We start from the raw sequence: 24,763 nt of genomic DNA on the forward strand, positions 1-24,763 counted from the left end.
CAGGAGGAAAAGAAATGTTCAAGGGAATGAAACTGGGGACAAAGATTTTGGGTGGATTTGGCATTCTCATCATCCTCGCACTGGGGTTGGGGGGGCTGGCGGTGGTCAAAATGAAGGGAATCGAGTCGAAATCGGTGATACTCTCGCGGGAGTACGTACCGGAAACCCTCATCGGCAGTGAGTTTGAACGGAATGTTTTCAGCACCATGTTTGCCATCAGGGCGTATGGGTACACGGGAGAGAAACGGTTCCATGAAGAAGGCCTGGCGGCCATGGCGGAAGTAAAAGAGACACTGAAGAAAGCTGAAGCTCTTGCTGCCGCGGCCCTTCACCTGACCCAGTTGAAGGCATCTGTCGGTGAAGCTGCAGAGTCCATGACGGAGTATGACCGGCTCATCAGGGAAACGGAGAAAAACGTCAACGAGCTGGCCAAAATCACTGCTTACATGCAGGAGCAGGCTGAGAAGTATATGTCTGAAATCGAGGCATTCACAAAGAGTCAGAATGAAGCCCTCGCCGCCGAAATGCAGCAGGGATCCGCCCACGATGCCCTGACGGAGCGCCTGAAAAAATTGAAACTGGCAGAAGACATCAGAGAATTAGGGAATGCGGCCCGCATCGCCAATCTGCGCTCGCAAGCACAGCGGGACAACCAGCACATGGCGGAGGGCATTCAAAAGATTTTTCCCGTCATCGAAAAAAAGCTCCAGGATCTATCATCCATCACGCGCCAGGCTGCCAATCAGCAGCAGATCGAGGAGATTCGTAAGGCAGCCGCCAATTACAAGGCGGCCATGCAACAATACAGCGACATTGCCATGGAGTTGGAGCGGCTCAACACCGCTCGAGTGAGTGCCGGATACAAAGCCATGGAAATTTCCAAAAATCTGATGAAAGCAGCGATAGAACAGACTTCCCAGATTGCCAACAGTGCATCGGATTCTCTCGGTGCCGCATCCACGACCATGCTCATCGGGCTATCTTTCGCCTTGATCCTGGGTATAGCTCTTGCCCTGGTCCTCACGCGATCCATTACGGCTCCTCTGCGCCGCATCATCGACGGACTGGGTGGAGGGGCAGACCAGGTGGCGTCAGCTTCAGGACAGGTATCGTCCACCAGCCAGTCCCTGGCGGAGGGAGCGAGTCAGCAGGCGGCAGCCATTGAAGAGACCTCGTCTTCTCTCGAGGAAATGTCTTCCATGACCCGGCAGAACGCGGACAATGCCCGGCAGGCCAACACCCTGATGAGCGAAGCCCGGCAGGTTGTCGAGACGGCCAACGTTTCCATGGAGCGGTTGACGGGGTCCATGACGGAGATTTCTCAGGCCAGTGAAGAGACATCCAAAATTATCAAGACCATCGATGAAATTGCGTTTCAGACCAACCTGCTGGCTTTGAACGCAGCCGTGGAAGCCGCCCGCGCGGGGGAGGCGGGAGCAGGTTTCGCCGTAGTGGCCGACGAAGTGCGAAACCTGGCGCTGCGGGCTGCGGAGGCTGCCAAAAACACGGCGAGCCTCATCGAAGGAACCGTCAAGAAGGTAAAGGATGGATCGTCCCTGGTTGCTCAGACCAACGAGGCCTTTCAACAAGTGGCCAACGCTTCCAACAAAGCAGCGGAGCTCGTGGGCGAAATCAGTGCAGCGTCGAGTGAACAGGCTCAGGGAATCGACCAGATCAATCGGGCAGTGACGGAAATGGACAAGGTGACGCAGCAGAATGCGGCCAGCGCTGAGGAATCGGCATCAGCCTCGGAGGAAATGAATGCTCAGGCTGAAACCATGAAGGACATGGTGGGTGAGCTTGTCGCCATGGTGGGGGGCACGGCCGGGAGAAACGGAAAGGAGCCCCAGCGAAGCCATCCGGTCCTGTCAGTCGTTGCCGGGAGGAGGAGAGAGACGCCCAGGGTTCTGCTCTCTCCAAAAAAAGCGGCGGCAGCGCCCCATGCCGGCATTCCCAGACAGGCCATAACCTTTGAAGAGGAGAGCTTCGAGCACTTCTGACAGTTCCTGCGGGAACCGGGTAACTTCTGGGAGCGTCATCCAGGGTCGGGAGTCACGAGAGGGCTCCCGGCTTGCTTACCTGCCAGATGCTTTCGAAGGAGAATCTCATCGAACCCGGGTATCACGAGGTCTTTGATGCGAGCAACTTCTTCAAACCCTTGTCGCCGATAGAAAGAGCGTGCAAGTGTGTTGAAGGCAGAAACAGTCGCCCACAGGTTCCTCGAATTCGCCAGGAAACGCGATTCCACCCACTGCAGCACCTCCCCACCCAGCCCCTTCCCACCATACTCTCCCAGAATGGCGAACAGCTCGATGTATGGTCCCATGAGCCACGGATATCTTACTGAAAGGACACCGGCAGTTTGCCCCTCTATGACGATGGCATGCCGGTCGAGGCCGGCGTCATGTCGATGAAGATAATTCAGCAGGGTTTCTGGACGATAGCCAAGGGTCCGCCAGGGTTCCATTGCCGCCAGTCGGCGGCTGAGGCCGGCACTCTGGTCTTCGTCCAGGACAACGAGGCTGCAATGGGGCAGTTCGATGTGAAGCGCGTCCCGGGTTGGATGGTTTTGAGGGGGTCTGTCACGTTCCATTCTCTTGATGGACTCTTTCTGGGGGGGGCAGCCGTAACATGTTCACTCAAACTTAGAGGCTGTCTAAAAATTCGTTTCCTCGTCATTCCGGCAGTCTTTTGCCGGAATCCACAGAAAAAACTGGATGCCGGCTAAAAAACTGCCGGCATGACGAGGGGCGAAATGGACACCTTATTCTGTGCACGTGTACTAAGGACGCACCTTAGCGGAGTCGAATAAGCTCTTCGAGGCTGACGAAACGGTAGCCCTTGCCCTTGAGCTCCCGGACAATGCCGGGCAGTGCTTCCCCCGTATGATAGCCGCGTCCATTGATATGAAAAATGAGAATACTTCCAGGCGTCGCTTTGGAAACCACCCATCGCGTCAATTTGGGAGCCGTTTCCCCACGGTCAGGATCTCCGCTGGGGAAAGTCCAGTGTACGACCCGGTACCCCAGGAGCTGCACTACCCGGAGCGTATTCGCATCGTGATTCCCTGCCGGAAAACGAAAAAAGATCGGCTTCCTGCCGGTAATCTCTTCCACGAGCTTTTCAGCCTCCAGGATTTCCCTCTTTTGAGCTTCGTCGGACAGTTTTTCCATGTGCTGGAAATGGTTTAACGAATGGTTTTCCAGGCGTATGAATTCATACCGGGAGATCCTCTGAAGCTCCGAGCGGTTTCTCACGGCAAATTTTCCACTGACAAAAATGGTGCAGGGGATCTGCTCCTTTTCAACGAAATCCAGGATCGTTTTGTCGAGCCACGAGGGAGTCTTGGTTTCGCAGGCATCGAAGGTCAGCGCTACGCATTTTTCCTGTGTCGCCACTCGGGTGATCACCTCTCCCGCGACTGGCAGGGTAGCCAGTGTCCAGAGGATCGTACCCATGCCGGCGATGAGCTTCATTTTCATACTATTGCCTGCTGCGCCCGCGCGCGGAGAGTATGCCAGGAGATTTTTATTGCGCATGTTCCATTTCTGTTGTATAAAGCCCCCACATTAGATGGGCGGGTAACTCAGCGGTGAGAGTGCCATCCTCACACGGTGGAAGTCGGAGGTTCGAATCCTCTTCCGCCCACCATTCTTGAAAAAAACATCGGGCTGACTCGGCAGGGTCAGCCTTTTTTTATTCCCACCCAACCCATGCAGACCGTCATTCCCACCCGATGACTTCATAGCCCTTTTCCTGGAGGCAGCGCACCATGAAATTCTTGAAAATAGGACTGGGCTCCGACGCCTTGATGATGCCGTGCACGAGACCCGCCGCAGCGCCGGTGGCGGCGCCAACCCCGAATCCACGCCCCAGGTTTCCTGTCACAGCTCCGGCGGCCCCGCCGATCACTGTCCCTCCCGCCGCACCCACAGCCGTACTTTTGGCCGCTTCAATGCCCGCATCGGATTTGACATACTGATCGGCGAGAACCTCGCATTCTGCAATGTCCTTTTGGGCCTGAGCCTCACCGACCTCCTGGAGATGGGGGTTGGGATACAGTACGGGCCCGGTCGCGCAACCCGCCAGGAAAAACATCGAAATGCCGAACACTACCGCTTTCATAGATCACCTTATCTTGTGGGAGGATTGGCAGGTCAATTTCCATGGATCAAGCACAATGTGCACAACATAAGAAAATGTCCTGTGAAAGTAAAGAGCCCGTAACATAACCTCGTCCCGAGCCTCCTTGCGGCTTTCGCCTTCACGGCGCGACCTTGGAAAGTGGATCGGTTCCTAGAAGGGAAAAAATTTAATCATGGATTGTCGTAGCAAGATGTGAAATAAAGTTCGAAATCATTTGTTTTTTGTATAAAATTTAGGCGGCCTTCCTGGAAATGGAAAATGGGGAGTTGCATCGTTCGACAAATGGGGGCGGTGCAAAAGATGAAGTTGTGGTGTATTCTGCCGGAGTCGCTGGACCTGATGTTGATGCGAGATTTGCGGTCGAATCGATGCCATTAGGTTGTTTACTGAAGGAGGAATTTATAGGGACGAGATAAAAAAGGGCTTGCTCAGTCATCCGTTTTTCAAAGACTTTCAATCCACCCACATAGAGCTTCTTGCCGATTGCGCAAATGCGGAAAGCTTCGCGGCCGGCGGATTCATTTTTCATGAGGGGGAGCCAGCGGAGCGACTCTACCTGCTGCAAACTGGGAAGATAGCGATTGTGCTGCACATGCCGGGACAGGACCCCACGGCCATCATGACCCTCGGTCCAGGGGGCGTTGTAGGATGGTCATGGCTTTTTCCACCGTACCGCGGGCATTTCTGCGCCAGGGTCGTCGAGGATACTACAGCCATCACACTCAATGCCAAATGCATGATGGAAAAGTGCTGGGAGGACTACCAGCTCGGATTTGAACTGATGTGGCGGTGTGGACAGGTGATGGAGGAGCGGCTTCATGCTACGCGGGCTCAACTTCTTAACCATATGAATTTCTGATTCTTTGGGAACAGGTGCCCGGGTCCGTCGTGGGGATTCCCGCTCTGCCGGCGGCAGTTCCTGATGCTGTTGTCCCCCAAGTTACTACTATAATGATAGATCCAGACGCCATGCGGATCCGAAGACGCCGCCTCCCCTCAGGGAGAGGACCGAGATGAGGGAAAATTGACTTTGCAGGCCCCCTCTCCCCAGCCCTCTCCCCCCAAATGAGGGCGAAGGAGCCTGAATGTCTCGTTGTCGTGCTGATTACAATCTCTTGAAATGACCCAGCGGTCGATTTGCCCATTCGAGAGCGATCCCTTCACGCATTCTCGGGCGGCGTTCACGCCAGCGTCCGAAGGTGCAGCGCAAGCCGCCATCCATCGTTGATTTCCTACTGTCAGAAAGAGGAGCACCTTTGACTTAAGTCAATGAAGCAATTTTCTCAACCGTGCTAAGAATGATGGAATTCCACCTGTCCGTTGCAGTTTCCGAGCTCGAATGTAGACTTTTATTTTCCGGTCCACCAAAAAGTTTGTGCAGGAAGATTTATCCAACCGTTCAACCGGAAAGGAGCCTTAGGCATGAAGAGACTTGTAATTTTGGGACACGGTACCGGCGGCACGATCGTGGCTGCGAAGATGCGTGAAAAGCTCTCCGAACGGGAGTGGAAAATCACCGTCATCGACCAGGACTGGCAGCACCACTATCAGCCCGGATGGCTTTTTATCCCCTTCGGCATTTACACGAAGGACGACTGCGTCAAGCCCAAGACCAGGTATGTACCCTCAGGGGTGAACTTTGTCCTGGATGAAATCGTCGCCGTCGATCCCCAACAGAAACAGGTCCGAACGAAACAGTATACCTTTCCTTATGACTGGCTGGTGATAGGCACCGGCTGCCGCATCGTCCCCGGCGAGGTCGAGGGGATGGCGGGGCCCGGCTGGGGGAAGGATATTCACAATTTTTACACTCTGGACGGGGCTGTGGCTCTCGCCGACAAGCTGAAATATTTCGACAAGGGGCGTGTCGTGCTCAATATCGCCGAACTGCCCTTCAAATGTCCGGTGGCTCCCCTGGAATTCGTTTTTATGGCCGACTGGTTCTTCACGGTGAACGGCGTGAGGGATCACGTCGAAATCGAACTGGTCACCCCACTGCCCGGAGCCTTCACCAAGCCCAAGGCCGCCGAGATCCTGGGGCAGGTCTGCGAAGAGAAAAACATCAAGGTGACGCCCACTTTCCAGCTTTCCTCGGTGGACCCGGAACGCAAGGTCATCAGCAGTTATGACTGCCGAGAGGTGAACTATGACCTCCTGGTGGCGATCCCTCCAAATTTCGGTGCGCAATATATTATCGACAGTGAAATGGGCGATCCCATGGGCTACATGGAAACGGATCACAACACGCTCAAATCCAAAAAATTCGACAACATCTATGTCATCGGCGATGCAGCCAACGTTCCCACCTCCAAGGCCGGGTCTGTGGCACATTACGAGGCGGACGTCCTGGTGGACAACTTGAAGCGGGAAATTGACGGACATGCCCCCAGGCCGGGGTACGACGGGCATTCTACCTGCTACGTCGTCACCGGCTACGAGAAGGGGTCTCTTCTCGACTTCAACTATAAAATCGAGCCGTTGCCGGGGAAATTCCCCTTCCCGGGCCTGGGCCCCTTCGACCTTCTGGGCGTGAGTTTTTCCAATTATGTCGGTAAAATGATGTTTCGCTGGGTTTACTACAACCTGATGCTCAAGGGCAGCCACCTGCCTCTTGAAAACCAGTTCGTGCTGGCCGGCAAGGTCCGGGGCATTCTCTCCCCCGATTTGGAAATGCCGCTGAGACAAAGGAGCATCTCATGTCCGACGAAGCATTGATTCTGGAGCGTCTTGCCAAGATCGAGGAAAAACTGGATCGGATAGCCGGCCTTGAAGAACGGCTCGAGTCTTTTGCCCGTCCATTGGACAGCCTGGTGGACCTGGGGAAGGATATGAGTCTCCTCATGAGCCCCTCGGCCAGGCTGCTCACCGAAGAGCTGGCGGAGGTGGAAACGGGATTCCAGCTGGAGGATATCCTGGGGACGGTGAAACGCCTGCTCTTGAGCTTCCGCCATCTGACCTGGGCCCTCGAGCAGCTGGAAAACCTCATCGACTGGTGGAATGACATGGAGCCCATGCTGAAAGTGGCCGTGCCCCATTTCATCGATAAGCTGGATGAGCTGGAGCAAAAGGGCATTTTCCGCATCAATCGCGCCATGATCGGAATGTATGCCAAGATTGCCGAGAACTACAGTCCCGAGGATATCGAGGCCATGGGAGACGGATTCGTCCGGATGCACGGGATCATCCGCAAACTTTCCGAGCCGGCGACCATTGATCTGCTGGAGCAGCTCATGAATCTGCCCGCACAGATGAATCTTGCGGAATGCAAACCCACCGGCCCCCTGGGCATGGCGTTTCGACTGATGAATAAGGATGGGCGCAACGGGCTGGGGGTTGCCGTGGAGATGACAAAGGCCCTGGGGAAAATCAAGCAGATGAATGGAGCCCCGCAGGTGGAAAAGGAAGGAGAGCCGCAGGAATCGTCATGACGCCGTGAGTGGATGAATGCGCCCCTCCATCCGGACCCCGTTTTTCACCGGGGTGACGTTAAATCAACAATCCTGATCCCCCCGCGTGCTTCGAGCGGGGGGGTGTTCCTGATCATCTCAATTTCATTATAAATAATCTAAAAAATGCCCGCATAGCACGGCTTCCCCCCACTGAGCATTGGATCAAATGCACCGAAACATGGTACACTCCTGAAAAAAAGGAGAACAGGGTGCGAAAGATCATTGTCGGTATCGTCGTAGCGCTTCTTTTGCTTTCGGCACTGTGGGCGGGGGCTACACACTGGTTCGCCGTCAGAACGGAGGAACAGTACAAAGCCATGCTTGAACGGGCCTCCGAGGGCGGCCAGGTTAAATCCATCCGTTTTGTCAATGAAAGTTATCACCGGGGTTTTTGGGTTTCAAAGGCGCGAACCGCCGTGACACTGCAGCACCCGGCCATGGCCTCCCGGGAAATGGCACCGGTGCGGTTCACCCTGGACCACGAGATTTATCACGGCCCTTTTCCTTTCGGCGCCAAATCCCCGGAAGGGCAGGTGCGATGGAAGCCCTGCATGGCGTTCATCGAAACGCGCATGGTGCTGGATCCGGAAGCCCAGAGCAAGCTGAAGGAGCTGTTCGAGAAAATTCCAGAGCTGGCGTCCATGCGGAACTACACCCTCATCCATCTGAACGGGAGTGGGGAAGATCATTTTGTTATTCCTGCCTTTCAATATACTTACGACGACAAAGACGGGGCGACCGTGGACTGGAAGGGCCTTTTTCTCCGAATGGATTTCTCGGCGGATTTGAAAAGGTTCAATGGCACGGTGCGCATGCCCGGCCTGCAAGTTTCGGCAAAGGATGTCGATCTGAAGCTCCAGACCATGCAGCACACTTTCAGGATGCAGGAGGGAGCTCACGGCTTGTGGCTCGGGGAGGCTGCCTTCGATGTCCCGAATTTTGATTTCGTTCCCAAGGAGGAGAATGGGGATTTCCACACGGTTCTGGTCCAGGGCCTGAAGATGAGCACGACCGCCGGGGCCTCGGATGAATCCATCACTTACGGGCTTGCCCTGGAAGCAGGAGAGATCCAGATAGACGGGAGCCGGTATGGCCCGGGGGTCTTTCAGATGGAGATTCGGAACCTCGATGCGGCATCCATCGTCAGATTGCAGGGAACGGCCAACCGGGTGGAAGCGGCGGATCCGTCCCTTTCTGCCGAAGCGCTGCAGGAAAAGCTGCAGGCTGAATACCTGGACATTCTGGCCGCCCTGCTCAAAACCTCCCCCGAGGTGGAGATCACCCGCATGGAGTTTAAAACCCCTTTCGGGGATTTCGCAGGAACCGGAAAGGTGACTGTTGATGGGGACAGGTGGAAGTCCAGCCCGGATCTGTCCCAACTGCCTTCAGCCCTGACTGCAGACGTCCAGTTGAAAGCCGGAGAAGATCTTGTAAAGCGTGCAGTGTCCAATATAATCAAAGGCCAGATCCTTGCCCATGGAGGAGAAGGGCTGGGAAAGGGACTCGCAGAAGGACTCATGGACACCATGGCGTCCAGCATGGCTGCCGAACAACTTCAATCCCTGACGGCACAAAATGTTCTGGTACTGGATAACGGCGTTTACAGCCTTCATGCAACCTTCGATGATGGCCAAACGGTGCTGAATGGGCGCCCGTTGCAGCTTCAAGACTTCATGCAATGAGCCTTGCCCGGGCAGCGGTTTGCAAGGCTTCACCAAGCTCAGCCCGGAATCTGAATGGGAGAATGCGTGGTGCTCCATCCTGCACGTTTTCAGTTTCATTCGGGGCGGATCCAACAGAGTGTCCTGGTTCTGTGGATTTTGCTGATCTCATTTCATCCCACGACCATCTTTCCGGGCATTGCCGGACAGGGGGAGGAGTCGGCGGTTCCCACGGTGACCCTGTTTTGGAGGGAAGATTGTGGGCACTGCAAGAAGGAGAAAGAGTTTCTCGCCGCTCTCCAGAAGGAATGGGGACCGCTGCGCATTCGCGGTATGGACGTTGATCTCCCGGAGACACGAAGGCTTTTCGACCAGTTGACGGACAAATACGATCTTCCCAAGGTCACCCCCATCACGGTCATTGGCCGTAAATTCCTCGTGGGCTACGCAGGACCTGAAACTACCGGGAAGCAGATCCGGGAGCTGCTCCAGACCGAAGACATGAAGGCGACCGTGGAGGAATTGCTGGTGGGAAATCTCTCTTCCGCCGGCGGGGGAAGTGTCTGTCCCATCACAGGCCCCACTACATCGTGCCGGCCGGGTGCAGGAGAAGAAACCTTCAGCCTGGACATTCCCCTCCTGGGGAGCGTGGACCTGAAGCAGTTCACTCTGCCGGTCCTTTCAGTGGTGCTCGGCCTGGTGGACGGGTTCAATCCCTGTGCCATGTGGGTGCTGGTGGCCTTCCTGACGGCCCTGGCACAGGTCGGCTCCGTGAAGCGAATGATCCAGTTTGCAGGCCTTTTCATTCTGGCCCAGGGGATCATGTATTTTCTGATTCTGAACTCCTGGTTCCTCGCTTTCGACTTCATCCGGGCAGATCGGATCGTAACCCCCATCATTGGACTGATTGCCGTCGGGGGAGGAATTTTTTTCCTGTGGGAGTTCGCGACATTCGACGGCACCTGCAAGCTGACGAACTTGGAAAAGCGCGCGCAGACCCTTCAACGCCTGCAATTCCTTTCCAACCAGACTCTGACCCCCCTGGTGATTCTGGGAATCCTCGGGATTGCTCTGTCGGTCAATGTGGTGGAGTTTGCCTGCTCCATCGGCATCCCACAGGCGTACACTAAAATCCTCGACCTCAACGATGTTCCGTTTCTGAGACGTGAAATTCACATGGGCATCTACATTCTTTTCTACATGCTCGATGACCTGGCGGTCTTCGCACTGGCCATCTGGAGTATCGAAAAGATGAGTCTCACCACAAAATATTCGCGACTCACCAGTTTCGTGGGAGGCGTTCTCCTCCTGATACTCGGGGCGCTGCTCCTGGTGGCTCCGGAGAAGCTGAGGTTCTGACAACATGCCCAATCACCGCACAAGGAGGTGGCTTGATGGAAAAGAACAGGGAAACACGGGATGAGAGCAGGGAGAGCAGAAGGTTCTTTTTGAAAACGGCCATCGTGGGAAGCGCGCTGCTTGCCGCAGAACTGTCGCCCCTGGCTTCGACAGTCAGGGCCGCAGCGGAAAAGAATCCCTTGAAGCTTCCAGTCCTTCCGTACGAGGAGAATGCACTGGCTCCTTCCATCTCTTCGCGCACCGTCGGATTCCACTATGGTGCTCATCACAAGGGCTATTTGGACAACGTCAACAAAATGGTGCAGGGCACCCGATGGGCTGGAGCATCCCTGGAAGAGATCGTCAAGGGGACCGCTGGAAAAGCCGGAGAGGAGGCGCTTTTCAACAATGCCGCTCAAGTGTGGAACCATACGTTTTACTGGCAGAGCATGAAGCCGGGCGGCGGAGGTGCTCCTTCAGGCGATCTGGCCAAGAAGATCGAGGCTGCTTTCGGGAGCTTCGACACCTTCAAACAATCCTTTTCCGATGCCGCGGCCACTCTGTTCGGGAGCGGGTGGGCCTGGCTCGTCAAGGAAGGCGATACCCTCAAAATACTCCAGACATCCAATGCACAGACTCCCATTACGGGAGGATCGACTCCCCTCCTCACGTTAGATGTATGGGAGCATGCCTATTACCTGGATTATCAGAACCGCCGCAAGGACTACATCAGTGCTTTTTTAAACCATCTGGTCAATTGGGATTTTGCAGCGAAGAATCTGGTGTGATCTCATAGACGGCAGGAGCTGAAACCTTTATGAGAACCTGGTTGGTAACAGGGGGCGCCGGCTTTATCGGCAGCAATTTCGTCCTGCATTGCAAGCGACGCTCCACAATGCGCATCATCAATGTGGACCGGCTGACTTATGCGGGCAATCTGATGAATCTGGAATCCCTGGAGGATGATCCGGAGCACATCTTTGTGCAGGGAGACATTCGAGACCGTGACCTCCTGCGGGAATTGTTGAACAGATATCACCCGGACGCAGTCTTCAATTTTGCTGCAGAGTCCCATGTGGATCGATCCATCGTCGGTCCCGACGACTTCATTCAAACCAATATTGTCGGGACCTTTCATCTGTTGGAAGAGGTCCTGCATTACTGGGAGGGCATGTCGGGCGTGGAACGCAAAGAGTTCCGGTTTCTGCAGGTTTCCACCGATGAGGTCTATGGATCTCTGGGGCCGCGGGAGCACCCTTTCAGCGAAAAGACCCCTTACGCACCCAACAGCCCTTATTCAGCCTCCAAGGCCGCGGCAGATCATCTCGTGAGGGCTTATTTCCATACGTACGGGCTTCCGACCCTTACGACCAATTGCTCCAACAATTACGGCCCGCGACAGTTCCCGGAAAAGCTCATTCCCCTCATGATCCTGAATGGAATGGCAGGAAAGCCCCTTCCCATCTATGGCGATGGGCAGAATGTCCGGGACTGGCTCTATGTGGAAGACCACTGCCGGGCGCTGCACCTGGTTTGGGAAGCCGGGAGAGTGGGGGAAGTCTACAACATCGGCGGGTCCTGCGAAAAAACCAATGTGCAGGTAGTTGCCAGGATTTGCGCCGTTCTGGACGAGCTCTTTCCCGACGCAGCCCATTCCCCCCATTCCTCCCTCATCGCATACGTTCGGGACCGGCCCGGCCACGATCGGCGTTATGCCATCGATACTTCGAAGATTCATCGTGAGCTGGGATGGAAGCCGGAGGAGACTTTTGAAACGGGTATCAGGAAAACCATCCAGTGGTACATCGAGAATCCCAGCTGGGTGCGGTCTGTGCAATCGGGAGCGTACCGTGAGTGGATACTGAAGCACTATACGATTTCCGATAGAAAGCAGTCATGATCCTGATCGATATCTTCAAGGAATGGCCCCCCGTCCTGCAGGCACTCTGCGGGACGGGCTTCACTTGGTTTGTCACCGCGCTGGGATCCGCGGTGGTGTTTACCTCCCGGACAATGAACCAAAAATTGCTGGACGGGATGCTTGGCTTTGCGGCAGGGGTCATGATCGCTGCCAGCTATTGGTCCCTCCTCGCGCCCGCCCTGGAAATGGCCGAGGGGAAGTCCCTGCCTGCCTGGATTCCCGCAGCGACAGGATTCCTCCTGGGCGGATTTTTCCTCAGAGGCATAGACAAAATTCTTCCACACCTGCACCTGGGGGCTCCCATGGAGGAAGCAGAGGGAATTCACACCCAGTGGAAGAAATCCATTCTTCTCGTGCTGGCCATCACCCTCCACAACATCCCGGAAGGTCTGGCCGTGGGGGTCGCCTTCGGAGCAGCGGCGGCGGAATATCCCGGCGCAACGCTGGCCGGAGCGATCGCTCTGGCTCTGGGCATCGGGTTGCAGAATTTTCCCGAAGGGATGGCTGTTTCTATGCCCCTGCGTCGTGAAGGGGTGTCGGCAGCCAAGAGCTTCTGGTATGGGCAGCTCTCCGCTGTCGTGGAGCCCATTGCAGGAGTCCTGGGGGCGGCGGTCGTTGTCACCTCACAGGCCCTCTTGCCCTATGCCTTGAGCTTTGCTGCAGGAGCGATGATCTTTGTGGTGGTGGAGGAGGTGATTCCGGAGTCCCAGCGGAGCGGCAATTCAGATTTTTCCACACTCTGCTGCATGGTGGGCTTTGTGGTCATGATGGTTCTGGATGTTGCACTCGGTTGAGGTCCCCGCCGGCGTCCCGACGTTCGCACTCGAAAATCCCCGTCTGGCCGAAACGGGCGCGCAACCCCCCCTGCGGAAAAATCTCCGAAAAATGTATCGTTGACGGGCGCTTTCCTTGGAAATGCCGCTGCTTGGATCTCCTCAACTCAGGTATGCTCTCAGTTTCTGCTCGGTGCTTTCGTTCATTTCCCTGAAGATCGCTCCTACCTGAATTTGATTGCCATTGTCCAGGATGCGGCGTGCATCGCAGTCCAGATGCACCATTTCATCGAGATTGGGCAGATGGAGCGAAAGGCTGAAATGAGGAAGCTGACCAAGGGAAGTGATTTTGAACTTGGAACCCTTGGGATAAGAAACCAGAACCCCTCCGAGGGAAATATCGAGGATCACACCCGCCAGCGTTTCGACGCGGTCCCCCGTCTGCAGGTGTGTGGTCGCCAGAAGCGTCGTCTCCTTGCGGGGATACTTGCGCCTTTCTTCCATGAAGCCTTCTCGCAGAGCGAACCCCTCCTTGGCAAGATAATCGGCGATGATCTTGTCCAGAAGAGAGGCGACCGTGCGACACTCGCGATGAGCGGCTTTTCTGAGAGCCTCCCGCACGCCCTTATTCATTCTCATGCTGTAGATGACGTCCTTTTTCACGGCTTTCCTATGCTCCTTTTTCGAGAAAAACCAGAACTGACTGAGCGGCATACTCTCCGTGAGTGCAGATAGACTTCTGAAGCATTCACATCTGCCCGTACCGCTCTGAGAATGGGGTGAATGTGTTGCGTGCTAAGAGTCACTCTATAAGTCTTTTATAAGTAATACAAGCTTATTTTACGGAAAAATTCAGCAGCTTCTCATCTAGAGATACTCATTTGATCTTGATCCAGAGGATCTTGGCCGGGTTGGGACCTGGATTCTTCCACTGGTTGGGCATTTCAGAGGTCAGGTAGATGACATCGCCTGAGCGCAGGTTGTAGGACCCCTTTTCCATTCTTACCTGCAACTTTCCCGAAAGCACATAGCCGATTTCCTCCCCCTTGTGAATGAAAAAGTGCGAGGAAATACTTTTACCCGAAGGAATTTCAATGAGGTAGGGCTGCGCTTTGGGATCGAAGTCAATGGGCGTCAGAAGCTTTGCAGAAATGCTCCCCTCGGGAAAGTCAGGGATTTTCACGTCCACCGCCTCCTGGGACGGAAAGATGATGCGCTTCTTGACTTCCGTCTTTTCATGGAAAAAAGCACTGACGTCCACCGACAGCACTTCGGCCATTTTCATGAGAGCAGGCAGAGAGGGGTAGATCAGGTTGCTCTCTATCTGGGAAATGCTGCTGGGCGTGACCCCCACCAATTTGGACAGCTCGGTCTGCGAGAGTCCTCTGCGCGTGCGCAGTTCCTTGAGGCGCAGACCCAGATCGATGGCCCCCGTCGTGCGCTTTTCTTCATCGAACGTGACCGTCAAATCCTTTGCCCAATAGATATGCGGTTTGTGGATATCCTCCGTGTCCCGGTTCTCGGCTTTGAGGACTGTCAGGGAGGTTGTGCCCCTCTTGATGCCAAGCTCGATGACCACCTGGGCAATCTGGCTGATATGCGCCCGAAGCCGCGGAGAATGGGCTTTCTTCTCCATGATCCAGTAGGCCACCGTATTGAGCTCATACAGCCGTGGGCAGGAGTGGGAGTAAAAATTGAGAATGTGCTCCTCGCCGCCCCACACCTCCTGCATCCCGGTGAGACTCTCGAAAACGAAGCGCACATCCCCGATCATGTTTCCATGAACGCCGTAAAGGACATCGGTGACCGATTCGATCCGTCGGGGCTCTTCCACACGGAGAATGGTGCAGGGGAAATCCGTGCCGTTTTCTTCATAAAATTTTAGAAAAACTGGTGATTTAGCCCCCTTACCGCAGGTGAAGCAATCCAGTATGGTGAGTTGAGGGTTCTCGGCCAGTGGGCCGAGTTTTTCCAGCAGGTTCTTGGGAGAACGGTCGAAGCAGACGTAAATGAGGGGGCGACTCTGAATTTGCGAAGCCTGTATGAAGCTGTGGCAAAACACCGAGGCGAGACTCCCCGAGTCGTCGTGCCATACCACATTGTCGCCGATGTAGAGGCCGCCCAGGATACGATCCAGTTGCCCGATGCCCGAAGTGATACGAAGTCTTTCCGACATGTTTGCTTTCCTCAATGTCAAAAGGAGCAAGGAGGGATTATGATGACACGCTCGATGCGATTTTTCAAATGCGCCCCGGTCTCATTTTGCTCGTGATCTAGAGCAGGGCATTGTCATCCTCAATGGCTGAGGGATTCTAAAACCACCGCATGGGAAGACGGTTACCGAGGCGGATACCCTGTGGAGAGGCAAGGGCCTGGTAGGGCCATGTTTCCACTCCGGCTTCTTGAGCTTGCAGGAAAAGGTCCGTGAAGGCCGGATCAATGAAGTCCGCCGGGGCGAAACAGTCTGCGTCGGGCCTCTGGATGACATAAAAGCATGCCGTCCGCTGCCCCTGCCGGGCAAGCGCCATGAGCTCCTGGAGGTGCTTTTGTCCCCGGATCGTCACGGCATCTGGAAAATAGGCGACCCCGTCTTCCACCAGTGTGACATTCTTGTTCTCCACCCAAAGAGGGCCCGACGGTCCATTGAAAAAGCCGTCAATGCGGCTCCTGCCGTATTTCGCTTCACTTTTGAAGGTGTCGTAACCGGCGGTTTCCGGCATTAAGCCCGCCTGCCATGCAGCCCGGAGAAGACGGTTGGGTACCAGGGTATTCACACCAACCCAAAAGCCTTGCACACGCACGAGCTCCAGGGTAAAAGCCAACCGCCGTCCGGCACGCTCCGCCGGTGAGATCAGAACTTCGGCGCCGACCTTCAAGAGTCCCATCATGCTCCCGGAATTGTTCGTGTGGACCCAGAACGTTTCGCAACCGGCCCTCACTTCCACCAGAAAACGTTTTTCACGCCGAAGGAAAACGGCCGGAAGGCTCCCGGGAGGGAAGGGAATGAGGGGCTCGCCTTCTATGGAAGAGCAACAAGACATGCGTTCAATTTTGAGGCCTCTGGAAGGCAATCTATACGCATTACCGTGAAAATTCCCCTCAATCCCCCTTTGATAAAGGGGGAAGCATGGCGTTTCCCCCCTTTACCAAAGGGGGGACAAGGGGGATTTCTATCGGTGGGGGTGAACACTGTCGTGTTCATGACTGTTATGCTACTGATCCGTTTCAGAGGGCTCAGGCATGGCCGGCATGACGATCTTCTCATAACCGGCGGGGAGCTCGAACAGAGCATCATCAACGGGGCCGTCCTTGATGTTCTTGTACTCGACGATGGCTTCCGGGTCCTCGACCTTAATGGGAAAGGAATATTTCGTGGAAATCCATACGGTGACCTTTTGCCCGTCCTCGGTGACTTCGTATTTCTTGCTCTGAAGCCCCGCAACATGGTCGTCCGCTATAAACTTTGCGTTTTTCTGCTTCTCCTGGGTCCACTCCTCGAAAAGGTTCCCCTCCTCTTCGTAGGGCATCTCGATATACTTCTTCTCTTCCGGATCGATCATCCAGGAGATCTTTTTGTCCGCCCTGATGATGACAATTTGCCGTTCACCTTCTTCAGTGGCTTCCTGGCGCATTTTATTGCCTTTCACATAGACTTTCACGATCATGGAGTCTTCCCCCTTGGGTTGGAACACCATGTCCGCCGAAAATTCAGCGGATAAGACCGGAGTCGAGGCGAGCAGGATGCCCAGGGCCATTGCTGCCAGCAGCCCGAAAAATTTATTCATCTCCACGCATTTCATCGAAAATCCCCTCTCTATGTCATCTCTGTAAGCGTTCTCGAACATACAACAAAATTCGTACTGCGTATATATCAGAAAATGGAATCCAATGCATGCGCTCAAATGAAGGGGGAGTATCTTCTGGGAAGAGATCCCATGGAGATGAAAAGGCGAGTGGAGCACTTTGTCTTGAGAGGAACTCTATAGACCAGGGGAAAATGGCAGTCAACAGGTTTGACGAACAAAAGAGGGGGCATCAGCCCCCCCTTTTGTTCACGCCGGCTTTCCGTTACATGGCGTTCTTGTAGATTTCAATGACATCTTCCAGGGTCGGGCAGCGTGGGTTGGTGAGCCCGCAGGCATCTTTCTGGGCATTTTCCGCCATGACGGGAAGATCCTGCTTCTGGACACCCAGCTCCTTCAACCCGCCGGGGATCCCCACGTCGGCGGAGAGCGTCTTGATGGCCTCCAGGGCTTTTTCAGCGGCTTCCCGCTGGGACAGTCCGTCCACCACTTCTCCCATGGCAATGGCGATATCCACGAATCGGCTCACCTTGGCGATCATGTTGAAGCGCTGCACATGGGGCAGAAGAATGGCATTGCATACGCCGTGAGGCAGGTCGTAGAAGCCTCCCAACTGATGCGCCATGGCATGCACATGACCGAGGCTGGCGTTGTTGAAGGCCATCCCTGCGAGATATTCAGCATAGGCCATGTTGTCCCGGGCGACCATGTCCCCTCCGTGGGCCACGGCAGCCCTCAGGTTCTGTGAAATGAGCTGAATGGCTTTGAGGGCGCAGGCGTCCGTGACGGGGGTGGCGATGGTGGACACATAGGCCTCGACAGCGTGCGTCAGGGCGTCCATTCCGGTAGCGGCGGTGAGGGCCGGCGGCATGCCCACCATGAGCAGGGGATCGTTGATGGCGATATTGGGAGTGACTCTCCAGTCGACAATGGCCATTTTTACCTTGCGGCTGGTGTCTGTGATGATGCAGAAACGGGTCATCTCACTTCCCGTCCCGGCGGTCGTATTGATGGCAATGAAGGCGGGCATGGCCTTCGTGGACTTGTTCACCCCTTCATAGTCGCGGATGCTTCCGCCGTTGGTGGCCACAATGCCGATGCCCTTGCCGCAGTCGTGAGAGCTGCCGCCGCCGAGGGAAATGATCATGTCACAATCGTTGTCTTTGAAAATTTTCAAACCGTCATGGACATTCGTATCCGTCGGGTTGGGAATGGTGTCGTCGAAAACCACGCAGTCCACTCCCGCGTCCTGCTTGATGAGGTCGACGATCTTCTGGGTCAGACCGGCCTTCGTGATGCCCTTGTCGGTGCATATGAAAGGCTTGGCGGAGCCCAGCGTCTTGATCTGTTCACCCAATTGCTTATGGGCGCCAATGCCCATCAGCGTCACGGTGGGAATGTAGAATCCAAATACCTGCTCTCCTGCGGCCATGGTAAGCTCCTTCTTTTGTAAGCGGTTCAAAACTCCTGCACATGTTGCCTGCCTAATTTGCAAGGAGTGAACCAATCTAAATAGGACAATGAATACAATAGATTAGGTTAAGCAAATTGAATTCTGAAGGAATCGAAGGCTTTCGGATGGGTCAGGATAACGGGGGCTTCACGAGCAGACTGTGTCAATGACTATTTTTTATTAATAATATCGCGATCTTATGAAGATGTGTCGTCTTGATACAATCAGGATGAAGATTGGGACAAAGAGAAACACTGTGCCTTATTCGATACAAACAGGCGGGGGAGCTCATTCGAGACCATATTCCTTCAGCTTGCGATACAGAGTTTTGCGGCTGATGCCCAGAGTGTCCGACGCCTGAGACCGGTTTCCCGAGGTATGCTCCAGCACCCGCTGAATGTGCTGCTTTTCAAGCTCGTAGAGGGAGAGCAGGGGACGCTCCCCGTGGAGCACCGTACCCTTGTACCGGTTCTGTTCCGCCAGTTCACGGGGAAGGCCCTGGGCGGTGATGATTCCATTTTCCGAAAGGATCATTCCCCGCTCCATGACGTTCCTCAGTTCACGAACGTTGCCGGGCCAGGAGTATTCCATCAGCAGGTGCATGACATTTTTGGAAATGCGGCAGGGGGGCTTCCCCGCGCTCAGAAGGCCCAGGAAATATTCCACGAGGAGAGGGATGTCCTCTTTTCTCTGGCGCAAGGGAGGCAGATCCAACTGGAAGACGTTGATCCGGTGGTAGAGTGCCTCGTGAAACCGGCTGGCTTTCACTTCTTCAGCCAGGTTGCGATTGGTGGCGAAAAGAAAGCGCACGTCCACCTGCCGCTCCTGTTTGTCTCCCACCCGCCGAAAGGTCTGATTTTCCAGAACTCGCAGGAGGGAAGCCTGTACCTCCAGGGGCAGCTCTCCAATTTCATCCAGGAACAGGGTCCCCTGGTGAGCGAGGGTCAGAAGCCCTTCCTGGGACTCGGTTGCCCCTGTGAAAGCGCCCTTGCAGTAGCCGAAAAGCTCGCTTCGGATGAGCTCCTTCTGGAGAGTGCCGCAATTTTTGATGATGAGGGGGTTCTCCTGACGCCTGCTCAGGCCGTGGATCGCCCGCGCTACAACGTCTTTGCCTGCGCCGCTTTCTCCCGTGATCAATACCGGGACATCTGTGGGAGCGACCTTTCCGATGAGATATTGGATGTGCTGAATGGCTGCGGATGAACCGATGAAGCGGGGCGACGGCTGGTAGCTCTGTGTGTGCCGCAGGAGACGATTCTCCCGCTGCAGGCGAACGCGCTGAAAGGCTTTTTCGATGACCAGCTCCAGCCGGTCCAGGGTAAAGGGTTTGGTGATGTAATCGTAGGCCCCGCTTTTCATGGCCTCAACGGCGCTGTCAATGTTTCCATGGCCGGTGATGATGATCACTTCCACATCGGGGAGCGTTTCCCGGAATTGCTCCAGGAGCTCCAACCCATCGCCATCCGGCAGCCGGATATCCAGCACAATGACATCAACCTGTTGTCGGCGGACCAGCTCGAAAGCCTCATGGGCGCTCCCGGCAGTCCATACCTTGCGATGGGGATCGGAAAATTCCTTCTTTGCGAGGCGGCGGATGGATTCTTCATCGTCCACCACGAGAATGCGCATGGGTTCAAAAGGCGCCATGATCGATCCAACCGCCTCCTTCACAGTGTCAAGACGGGCAGAGCCGAGGTCCCGCTCGGCAGCCGCACCAGAAAAGTGGACCCTTTGAGCTCCTCGCTGCAGACGACAATCTCGCCCCCGTGATTCTGAATGATATTGTAACAGGTGGGCAGTCCGATCCCGATGCCTTTCCCAGCCGGTTTCGTGGTAAAAAAGGGTTCGAACAGTTTGTTAAGGTGTTCGGAAGGGATCCCGGTCCCAGTGTCCTCCACCGCCAGTCCGACCCACTCCTCTTCCCCCGAGCGCCGGGAAAAGGTGCGCAGGGTGATGCATCCCTTCTCACTGGTGGCGTCCAGGGCGTTGAACAGGAGATTGAGGATCACCTGCTTCAACTGGGAGTCATCCCCGTAGATGGAGGGGAGGGGATCCTGTAGCCTCAGGCGGATATGTTCCTTGGGGTATGCCTTCAAGTGATTTTGAAGGAGCTTCAATGTATCTTGAATCACCGAGCTCAAATCCAGCGAGCAGAAATGGTTGGACTTGGGGCGGCCGAAATCCAGCAGGTTCTGCACGATTCCCTGGCATCGTCGACATTCCTTCAAAATGATATCGATGTATTCGTCGAAGTCTTCTGCAAGGTCGGGATCCACTTTTTCTTTCAGGCGCGGCAGGCGGCGCTTCAACCCTTCGGCAAATCCCGAGATGGCTGTCAGGGGATTGTTGATTTCATGAGCGACTCCGGCCGCCAGCACTCCCACTGTCGCCATCTTTTCCGCCTGATAGTATTTGGCCTGATATTCTTTCTCCGTCGTCACGTCGCGTTTCAAGACCAGAATGTGGCAGGGAGTGCCTTGGGGATTGCGCAGAGGAGAAGCCGTGATTTCAAAATGCCTGTTTTTCCCGTTGACGGGAAAAATCTCCAGCTGCCTGCACACCTTATTGGTGGCCAGAGCGATAACCATGGGACAGGAGGCGCAGCGGCATTCCTGCCTCCGGAAGACCTGGAAGCAAAACTTTCCCGCGGGATCGGTTTCCTCAAAGACATTGTAGAACACCTGGTTGACGGAGGTGATCCGAAAGTCGAGGGAAATGATGGCCATGACATCGGTGATGCCGTCCAATATGCCCTGAATGTGTCGTCGCTTCAGCTCAAGCTTCAGGTTGGAAGCCTGGAGCTCGGCCACCTTTTCCTGCACCTCTTTGAAAAAGCCGAGCTTGGCATATTCGATGCCGATGAGGTCCTCCAGAGTCGGTTTTTGGCTCATCACCAGGCCTCCCAGCAGATGTGGAGGAGATCTTCCCAACCGGCAGGGCGGGGGTTGGTGAGCAGACACACGTCGTTCACGGCCATTTTACAGAGGTCCTCCAAACGGGAGCGATCCTGAACAATCTCCCGGAGGCGCACCGGGACATTCAGTTCTCCGCAGTAAGTCTCCAACATTTCGATCCCCGCCGCGGCTGTCTCTTGGACGGAGCCCAACGGTCGCCCCAGGAGGATTTCACCGATGACGGCGATTTTTTCGGTGCAGGCAGAGAGATTGAACCGCATGACATGGGGAAGCAGAATGGGATGCACGAGTCCGTGCAGGGTGTCGAACATGCCCCCCAGGGAATGCGCCAGGGCGTGCTCCGCCCCCAGCCCGGCATTGCTGAAGGCCATCCCGGCGGCCGTGCTGGCGATGCTGAGCTGTTCCAGGTGCTCCAGAGACCGCGTCGCAACAGCTGGCTTCAGGTGCTGCAGGATCAGGCGGATGGCCTGGAGAGACTGCACCTCCGTGAAGGGTGAGGAAATCTTGGAGACATAGGATTCAACGGCATGGCACAGGGCGTCGATGGCTGCCGCAATGATCAGCTTCTGGCTTTTGGTCTCGAGGATCAGGGGATCGATGATGGAAATGTTGGGCACAAGGGTCCGGCTGATGATGGACATCTTTACCTGACGCCCCACGTCGGTGATGATGGAAAACTGCGAAATGTCCGATCCGCTGCCCGCTGTCGAGGGAATGAACACCATGGGCGGGAGGGGGCGGTGAATGCGATTGGCGCCTTCGTAATCCTGGATTTGCCCCCCGTTGCTCGCCACTAGGGCGATTCCTTTGGCGGCATCCATGGGGCTCCCTCCCCCCAGGGCGATGATGACATCGGCGCCCTGCTGGAGATAATATTCCGCTCCCTTGTGGGTCTGAAAGTCTCTCGGGTTGGAGACCACCTCGGAATAATAAACCCAGCGCAGCTTTTCGGCCTCAAGAACTTCAATGACCCGCGCTACCCAACCGGCCTCTTCCAATCCCCGGTCGCTGACCAGAAAAACCTTTTCGCCTCCGAGCTGCCGTGCGCACAGCCCGGTGTAACTCAGGCTTCCGCGTCCGAAGATGATTTCAGGGATGGAGAATTTGTGCACTCTGGTCATGAATAACACCCCCATTCCGGGTGGGAGGGAATGTAGAATCGCCGAACATCGCCAAGTGATTCATAACCAGAAAAGAGCTCTGAGAAAAGACGGAGCGCCAAACCTTCTTCCGAGGTATCGAAGGGAGCGCCGGCCAAAGCAGCCCTGCGATACCTCGGAGCAAACGGTCTGTATCTTCAAGGAGCCATTTGTACGTCTACCAGTTGAATACCTGGTCGAGCTCCTCATCCTTGACCTGGAAGGTGATTTGGTGAGGGGCGACAGGGGTGTTGGTAAAAAAACGCGGCAGCCGGTCGTGCTGGGCCGTGAATCCTGCTCGGGAGTTGAAGTCGCGCTCGGTCTTTAGAATCTGCTTGCCAAGCGCCGTCACGTCGTCTCCCGTGAGGTTGAGTCCGTGGAAGGAGTTCAACATATCGATGAGGGCCTGAAAAGTTTCGGGCTGATCCATGAGGGCGAAGGCAATGAAGAGACACATCCCCGTGGAATCGATGGCTGCCGTGGCAATCTGCAGGTTGCGCGAGAGCTCCACCTGGCCTTCGGGCTTAAGGGGATCCACCTCACCGCCGACTTTCAGGATGTTCGTGGCCACAGCATAGCCTGCCGTGTGATCAGCCCCCATGGGGCTCGTGGCGTAGGTGACGCCGATACCCTGGACGGCCCTCGGATCATAGGCGGGAAGGGCCTGGTTCTTCACAACGGGAACCCGCTCCACGCCGAACGCTTTGCCCGTAACTGCCGCTCCACTGCCGAGAATGCGGCCGAGAGGCGTACCTTTCCCCACCTGGTGCACCAGGTCGATGGCACCCTTGGAATCTCCGAACGGGATCAGTCCGGCCTCCATGGCCACACCGATGGTGACGCCCATTTCGATGGTGTCGAGCCCGTAATTGTCGTCCAGAAAATCCAACATGGCGATGTCGTCAAGATCGCAGATGCCGCAATTGCCGCCATGGGCCCATACCGTCTCGTATTCGGGCTGCTTGGTGAGGTAATGTCCATCCTTGTCGTTGTAGATCCCCGAACAACGGATGACGCAGCCACGATGACACCCGTGGGTAGCAAGACCTCCCCGGGCCGTCTCGGTTTCGGCCTGGGTTTCACCGCTGATCTTGTGAGCGCTTTCGAAGCGGCCTTCTTTGAAGTTGTAGGTGGGGTATCCGCCGGCTTCGTTGAGGATATTGGTGAGAATGTTGGTCCCGTAAGCGGGAAGCCCCTGCCCCGTGACAGCGTGGCCTCGAAGGCCTGCCACAAACTTCTTGTTGGCTTCCTTGTACTTCTCAGGATCCTTGGGAGAACGCATCTTCACGCCCGTGTCGTCCAAAACGATGACCTTGATGCACTTGGAGCCCATGACGGCTCCGAGTCCCCCACGTCCGGCATGCCGCGTCGGCCTGAGCTCGGGGTCCGTACAGGCAATGGAGGCGGAGCACATTTTCATTTCCCCGGCAGTTCCGATGGAGATACAGGCGATCTGGTCTCCATATTCCCCTTTCATTTTCTCAATGAGATCATAATTGGGGAGCATCTTGAGAGAATTGTCTTTCTCGATTTTGACGCCGTCTTTATTGATGAAGATCTTGTAAAGGTCGTCGCCGTCGGGCTTGCCTTCCAGAATGATGGCGGCATAGCCCAACCGTGCCAGAACCTGGGCGGGCTGCCCCCCTGAGTTGGCTTCCTTGATGCCTCCCGTGAGAGGGCTCTTGGCGCCGATGGAAAGGCGGCCGGACATGGCACCCGTGGTTCCGCTGAGAGACCCGGGCGCGATGACAAGCTTGTTTTCAGCCCCCAGAGCATGACAAAGGGGGGGGACTTCTTTGGCCACGAGGGTCGAAGTGAGGTTCCGTCCCCCCAAACCGGTGTAGGCGCCTACAGGCTCCTCTTTGGCTTTTGGACCGCCCTGTGCTCTCGTGTCGATGCGTAAAATCTTGTCCATGGAATCCATCCTCCCGAGTCTGGAAAATTTGGAAAGCTAGATTTGCCCTCAATAAGGCGCATTCTGTCCAGTGTGATCAGGAACTTATCGTTTCCATACCGAACACCAGGCGATCCACAGCGGACCGAAGGTGCCTTTCCTAAGAACATATTCCAAGTTCCTTGTAAACATATCAATTTTGGCACAATATCCACTTGTTGGAGCTTTTGGAGGTGAGCTTGTCATCCAATGAAATTAGAGGTATATATGT

General features: G+C 55.5%; 22 protein-coding genes and 1 tRNA gene. 10 read left to right on the plus strand and 13 right to left on the minus strand.

The features are described 5' to 3' along the window. The first annotated feature begins 14 nt into the window (after window positions 1–14). Entirely contained in the window at window positions 15–2,000 is a 1,986-nt protein-coding gene (locus MWC30_RS03885; protein ID WP_244082842.1) for a methyl-accepting chemotaxis protein, read from the plus strand. Between the two features lie 35 nt (window positions 2,001–2,035). Here the strand turns inward: MWC30_RS03885 and MWC30_RS03890 are convergent, their stop codons facing one another. Together MWC30_RS03890 and MWC30_RS03895 are read right to left on the minus strand one after the other, a co-directional pair. After that, entirely contained in the window at window positions 2,036–2,593 is a 558-nt protein-coding gene (locus MWC30_RS03890) for an N-acetyltransferase (protein ID WP_244082843.1), read from the minus strand. A 202-nt stretch (window positions 2,594–2,795) separates the two neighbouring features. After that, window positions 2,796–3,482 carry a polysaccharide deacetylase family protein gene (locus tag MWC30_RS03895; protein ID WP_244082844.1) on the minus strand — a complete coding sequence of 229 codons (687 nt, stop codon included), beginning with the start codon at window positions 3,480–3,482 and terminating at the stop codon, window positions 2,796–2,798. Window positions 3,483–3,575: 93 nt separating this feature from the next. Between MWC30_RS03895 and MWC30_RS03900 the strand changes: the two genes are divergently transcribed. Further along, window positions 3,576–3,651 (plus strand) — tRNA-Val (locus tag MWC30_RS03900). Between the two features lie 72 nt (window positions 3,652–3,723). On the opposite strand, the gene MWC30_RS03905 is transcribed toward MWC30_RS03900, so the two are convergent. Next, on the minus strand, window positions 3,724–4,125 hold the full coding sequence (locus MWC30_RS03905) for a hypothetical protein (protein WP_244082845.1): 402 nt from the start codon (window positions 4,123–4,125) through the stop codon (window positions 3,724–3,726). Window positions 4,126–4,378: 253 nt separating this feature from the next. After that, window positions 4,379–4,675, minus strand: coding sequence for a hypothetical protein (locus MWC30_RS03910; protein WP_244082846.1), 297 nt, complete (start codon window positions 4,673–4,675; stop codon window positions 4,379–4,381). On the opposite strand from MWC30_RS03910, the gene MWC30_RS22840 reads away from it, so the two are divergent. The 8 genes from MWC30_RS22840 (at window position 4,571) to MWC30_RS03945 (ending at window position 13,309) form a co-directional block, all read left to right on the plus strand. Beyond that, entirely contained in the window at window positions 4,571–5,005 is a 435-nt protein-coding gene (locus MWC30_RS22840) for a cyclic nucleotide-binding domain-containing protein (RefSeq protein ID WP_368860791.1), read from the plus strand. The genes MWC30_RS03910 and MWC30_RS22840 overlap by 105 nt on opposite strands. Window positions 5,006–5,568: 563 nt before the next feature. Beyond that, window positions 5,569–6,861, plus strand: a complete 1,293-nt coding sequence (locus tag MWC30_RS03915) for an NAD(P)/FAD-dependent oxidoreductase (protein ID WP_244082847.1) — start codon at window positions 5,569–5,571, stop codon at window positions 6,859–6,861. Then, window positions 6,843–7,574, plus strand: a complete 732-nt coding sequence (locus MWC30_RS03920; RefSeq protein WP_244082848.1) for a hypothetical protein — start codon at window positions 6,843–6,845, stop codon at window positions 7,572–7,574. The genes MWC30_RS03915 and MWC30_RS03920 overlap by 19 nt, the downstream gene beginning before the upstream one ends. 230 nt (window positions 7,575–7,804) lie before the next feature. Further along, window positions 7,805–9,277, plus strand: a complete 1,473-nt coding sequence (locus MWC30_RS03925; RefSeq protein WP_244082849.1) for a YdgA family protein — start codon at window positions 7,805–7,807, stop codon at window positions 9,275–9,277. Window positions 9,278–9,331: 54 nt separating this feature from the next. Then, window positions 9,332–10,615, plus strand: a complete 1,284-nt coding sequence (locus MWC30_RS03930; protein WP_244082850.1) for a hypothetical protein — start codon at window positions 9,332–9,334, stop codon at window positions 10,613–10,615. 35 nt (window positions 10,616–10,650) lie between these two features. Further along, the gene (locus tag MWC30_RS03935) at window positions 10,651–11,382 is read left to right on the plus strand and encodes a superoxide dismutase (RefSeq protein WP_244082851.1); all 732 of its coding nucleotides are present in this window, start codon (window positions 10,651–10,653) and stop codon (window positions 11,380–11,382) included. A 29-nt stretch (window positions 11,383–11,411) separates the two neighbouring features. After that, complete coding sequence (gene rfbB, locus MWC30_RS03940) at window positions 11,412–12,494, plus strand: dTDP-glucose 4,6-dehydratase (protein ID WP_244082852.1); 1,083 nt, start codon at window positions 11,412–11,414, stop codon at window positions 12,492–12,494. Between the two features lie 5 nt (window positions 12,495–12,499). Continuing rightward, window positions 12,500–13,309 carry a ZIP family metal transporter gene (locus MWC30_RS03945; RefSeq protein ID WP_368860796.1) on the plus strand — a complete coding sequence of 270 codons (810 nt, stop codon included), beginning with the start codon at window positions 12,500–12,502 and terminating at the stop codon, window positions 13,307–13,309. A gap of 141 nt (window positions 13,310–13,450) precedes the next feature. Here the strand turns inward: MWC30_RS03945 and MWC30_RS03950 are convergent, their stop codons facing one another. The 9 genes from MWC30_RS03950 to MWC30_RS03990 all read right to left on the minus strand — a co-directional run bounded on the left by MWC30_RS03950 (window position 13,451) and on the right by MWC30_RS03990 (window position 24,513). After that, a complete protein-coding gene (locus MWC30_RS03950; protein WP_244082854.1) occupies window positions 13,451–13,951 on the minus strand; it encodes a PilZ domain-containing protein in 501 nt (166 codons plus the stop codon). Between the two features lie 214 nt (window positions 13,952–14,165). Further along, on the minus strand, window positions 14,166–15,464 hold the full coding sequence (locus MWC30_RS03955) for a helix-turn-helix domain-containing protein (RefSeq protein ID WP_244082855.1): 1,299 nt from the start codon (window positions 15,462–15,464) through the stop codon (window positions 14,166–14,168). 136 nt (window positions 15,465–15,600) lie between these two features. After that, window positions 15,601–16,329 (minus strand): DNA/RNA nuclease SfsA, encoded by a 729-nt coding sequence (gene sfsA / locus MWC30_RS03960; RefSeq protein WP_244082856.1) that lies wholly within the window; start codon window positions 16,327–16,329, stop codon window positions 15,601–15,603. Window positions 16,330–16,500: 171 nt separating this feature from the next. Further along, the gene (locus tag MWC30_RS03965; protein WP_244082857.1) at window positions 16,501–17,073 is read right to left on the minus strand and encodes a DUF4412 domain-containing protein; all 573 of its coding nucleotides are present in this window, start codon (window positions 17,071–17,073) and stop codon (window positions 16,501–16,503) included. Window positions 17,074–17,356: 283 nt separating this feature from the next. After that, the gene (locus MWC30_RS03970; protein WP_244082858.1) at window positions 17,357–18,523 is read right to left on the minus strand and encodes an iron-containing alcohol dehydrogenase; all 1,167 of its coding nucleotides are present in this window, start codon (window positions 18,521–18,523) and stop codon (window positions 17,357–17,359) included. A gap of 309 nt (window positions 18,524–18,832) precedes the next feature. Beyond that, window positions 18,833–20,191, minus strand: coding sequence for a sigma-54 dependent transcriptional regulator (locus tag MWC30_RS03975; RefSeq protein WP_244082859.1), 1,359 nt, complete (start codon window positions 20,189–20,191; stop codon window positions 18,833–18,835). Window positions 20,192–20,211: 20 nt separating this feature from the next. Next, window positions 20,212–21,435: a nitrogen regulation protein NR(II) gene (locus tag MWC30_RS03980; protein WP_244082860.1), complete on the minus strand. Its 1,224-nt coding sequence runs from the start codon at window positions 21,433–21,435 to the stop codon at window positions 20,212–20,214. Continuing rightward, the gene (locus MWC30_RS03985) at window positions 21,435–22,580 is read right to left on the minus strand and encodes an iron-containing alcohol dehydrogenase (protein WP_244082861.1); all 1,146 of its coding nucleotides are present in this window, start codon (window positions 22,578–22,580) and stop codon (window positions 21,435–21,437) included. Before MWC30_RS03985 ends, MWC30_RS03980 begins: the two co-directional genes overlap by 1 nt. Window positions 22,581–22,776: 196 nt before the next feature. After that, window positions 22,777–24,513 (minus strand): aldehyde ferredoxin oxidoreductase C-terminal domain-containing protein, encoded by a 1,737-nt coding sequence (locus tag MWC30_RS03990; RefSeq protein ID WP_244082862.1) that lies wholly within the window; start codon window positions 24,511–24,513, stop codon window positions 22,777–22,779. Window positions 24,514–24,763: the final 250 nt, after the last annotated feature.

The organism is Desulforhabdus sp. TSK (assembly GCF_022836495.1).
In the GTDB taxonomy this organism is placed as follows: Bacteria; Desulfobacterota; Syntrophobacteria; order Syntrophobacterales; family Syntrophobacteraceae; genus Desulforhabdus.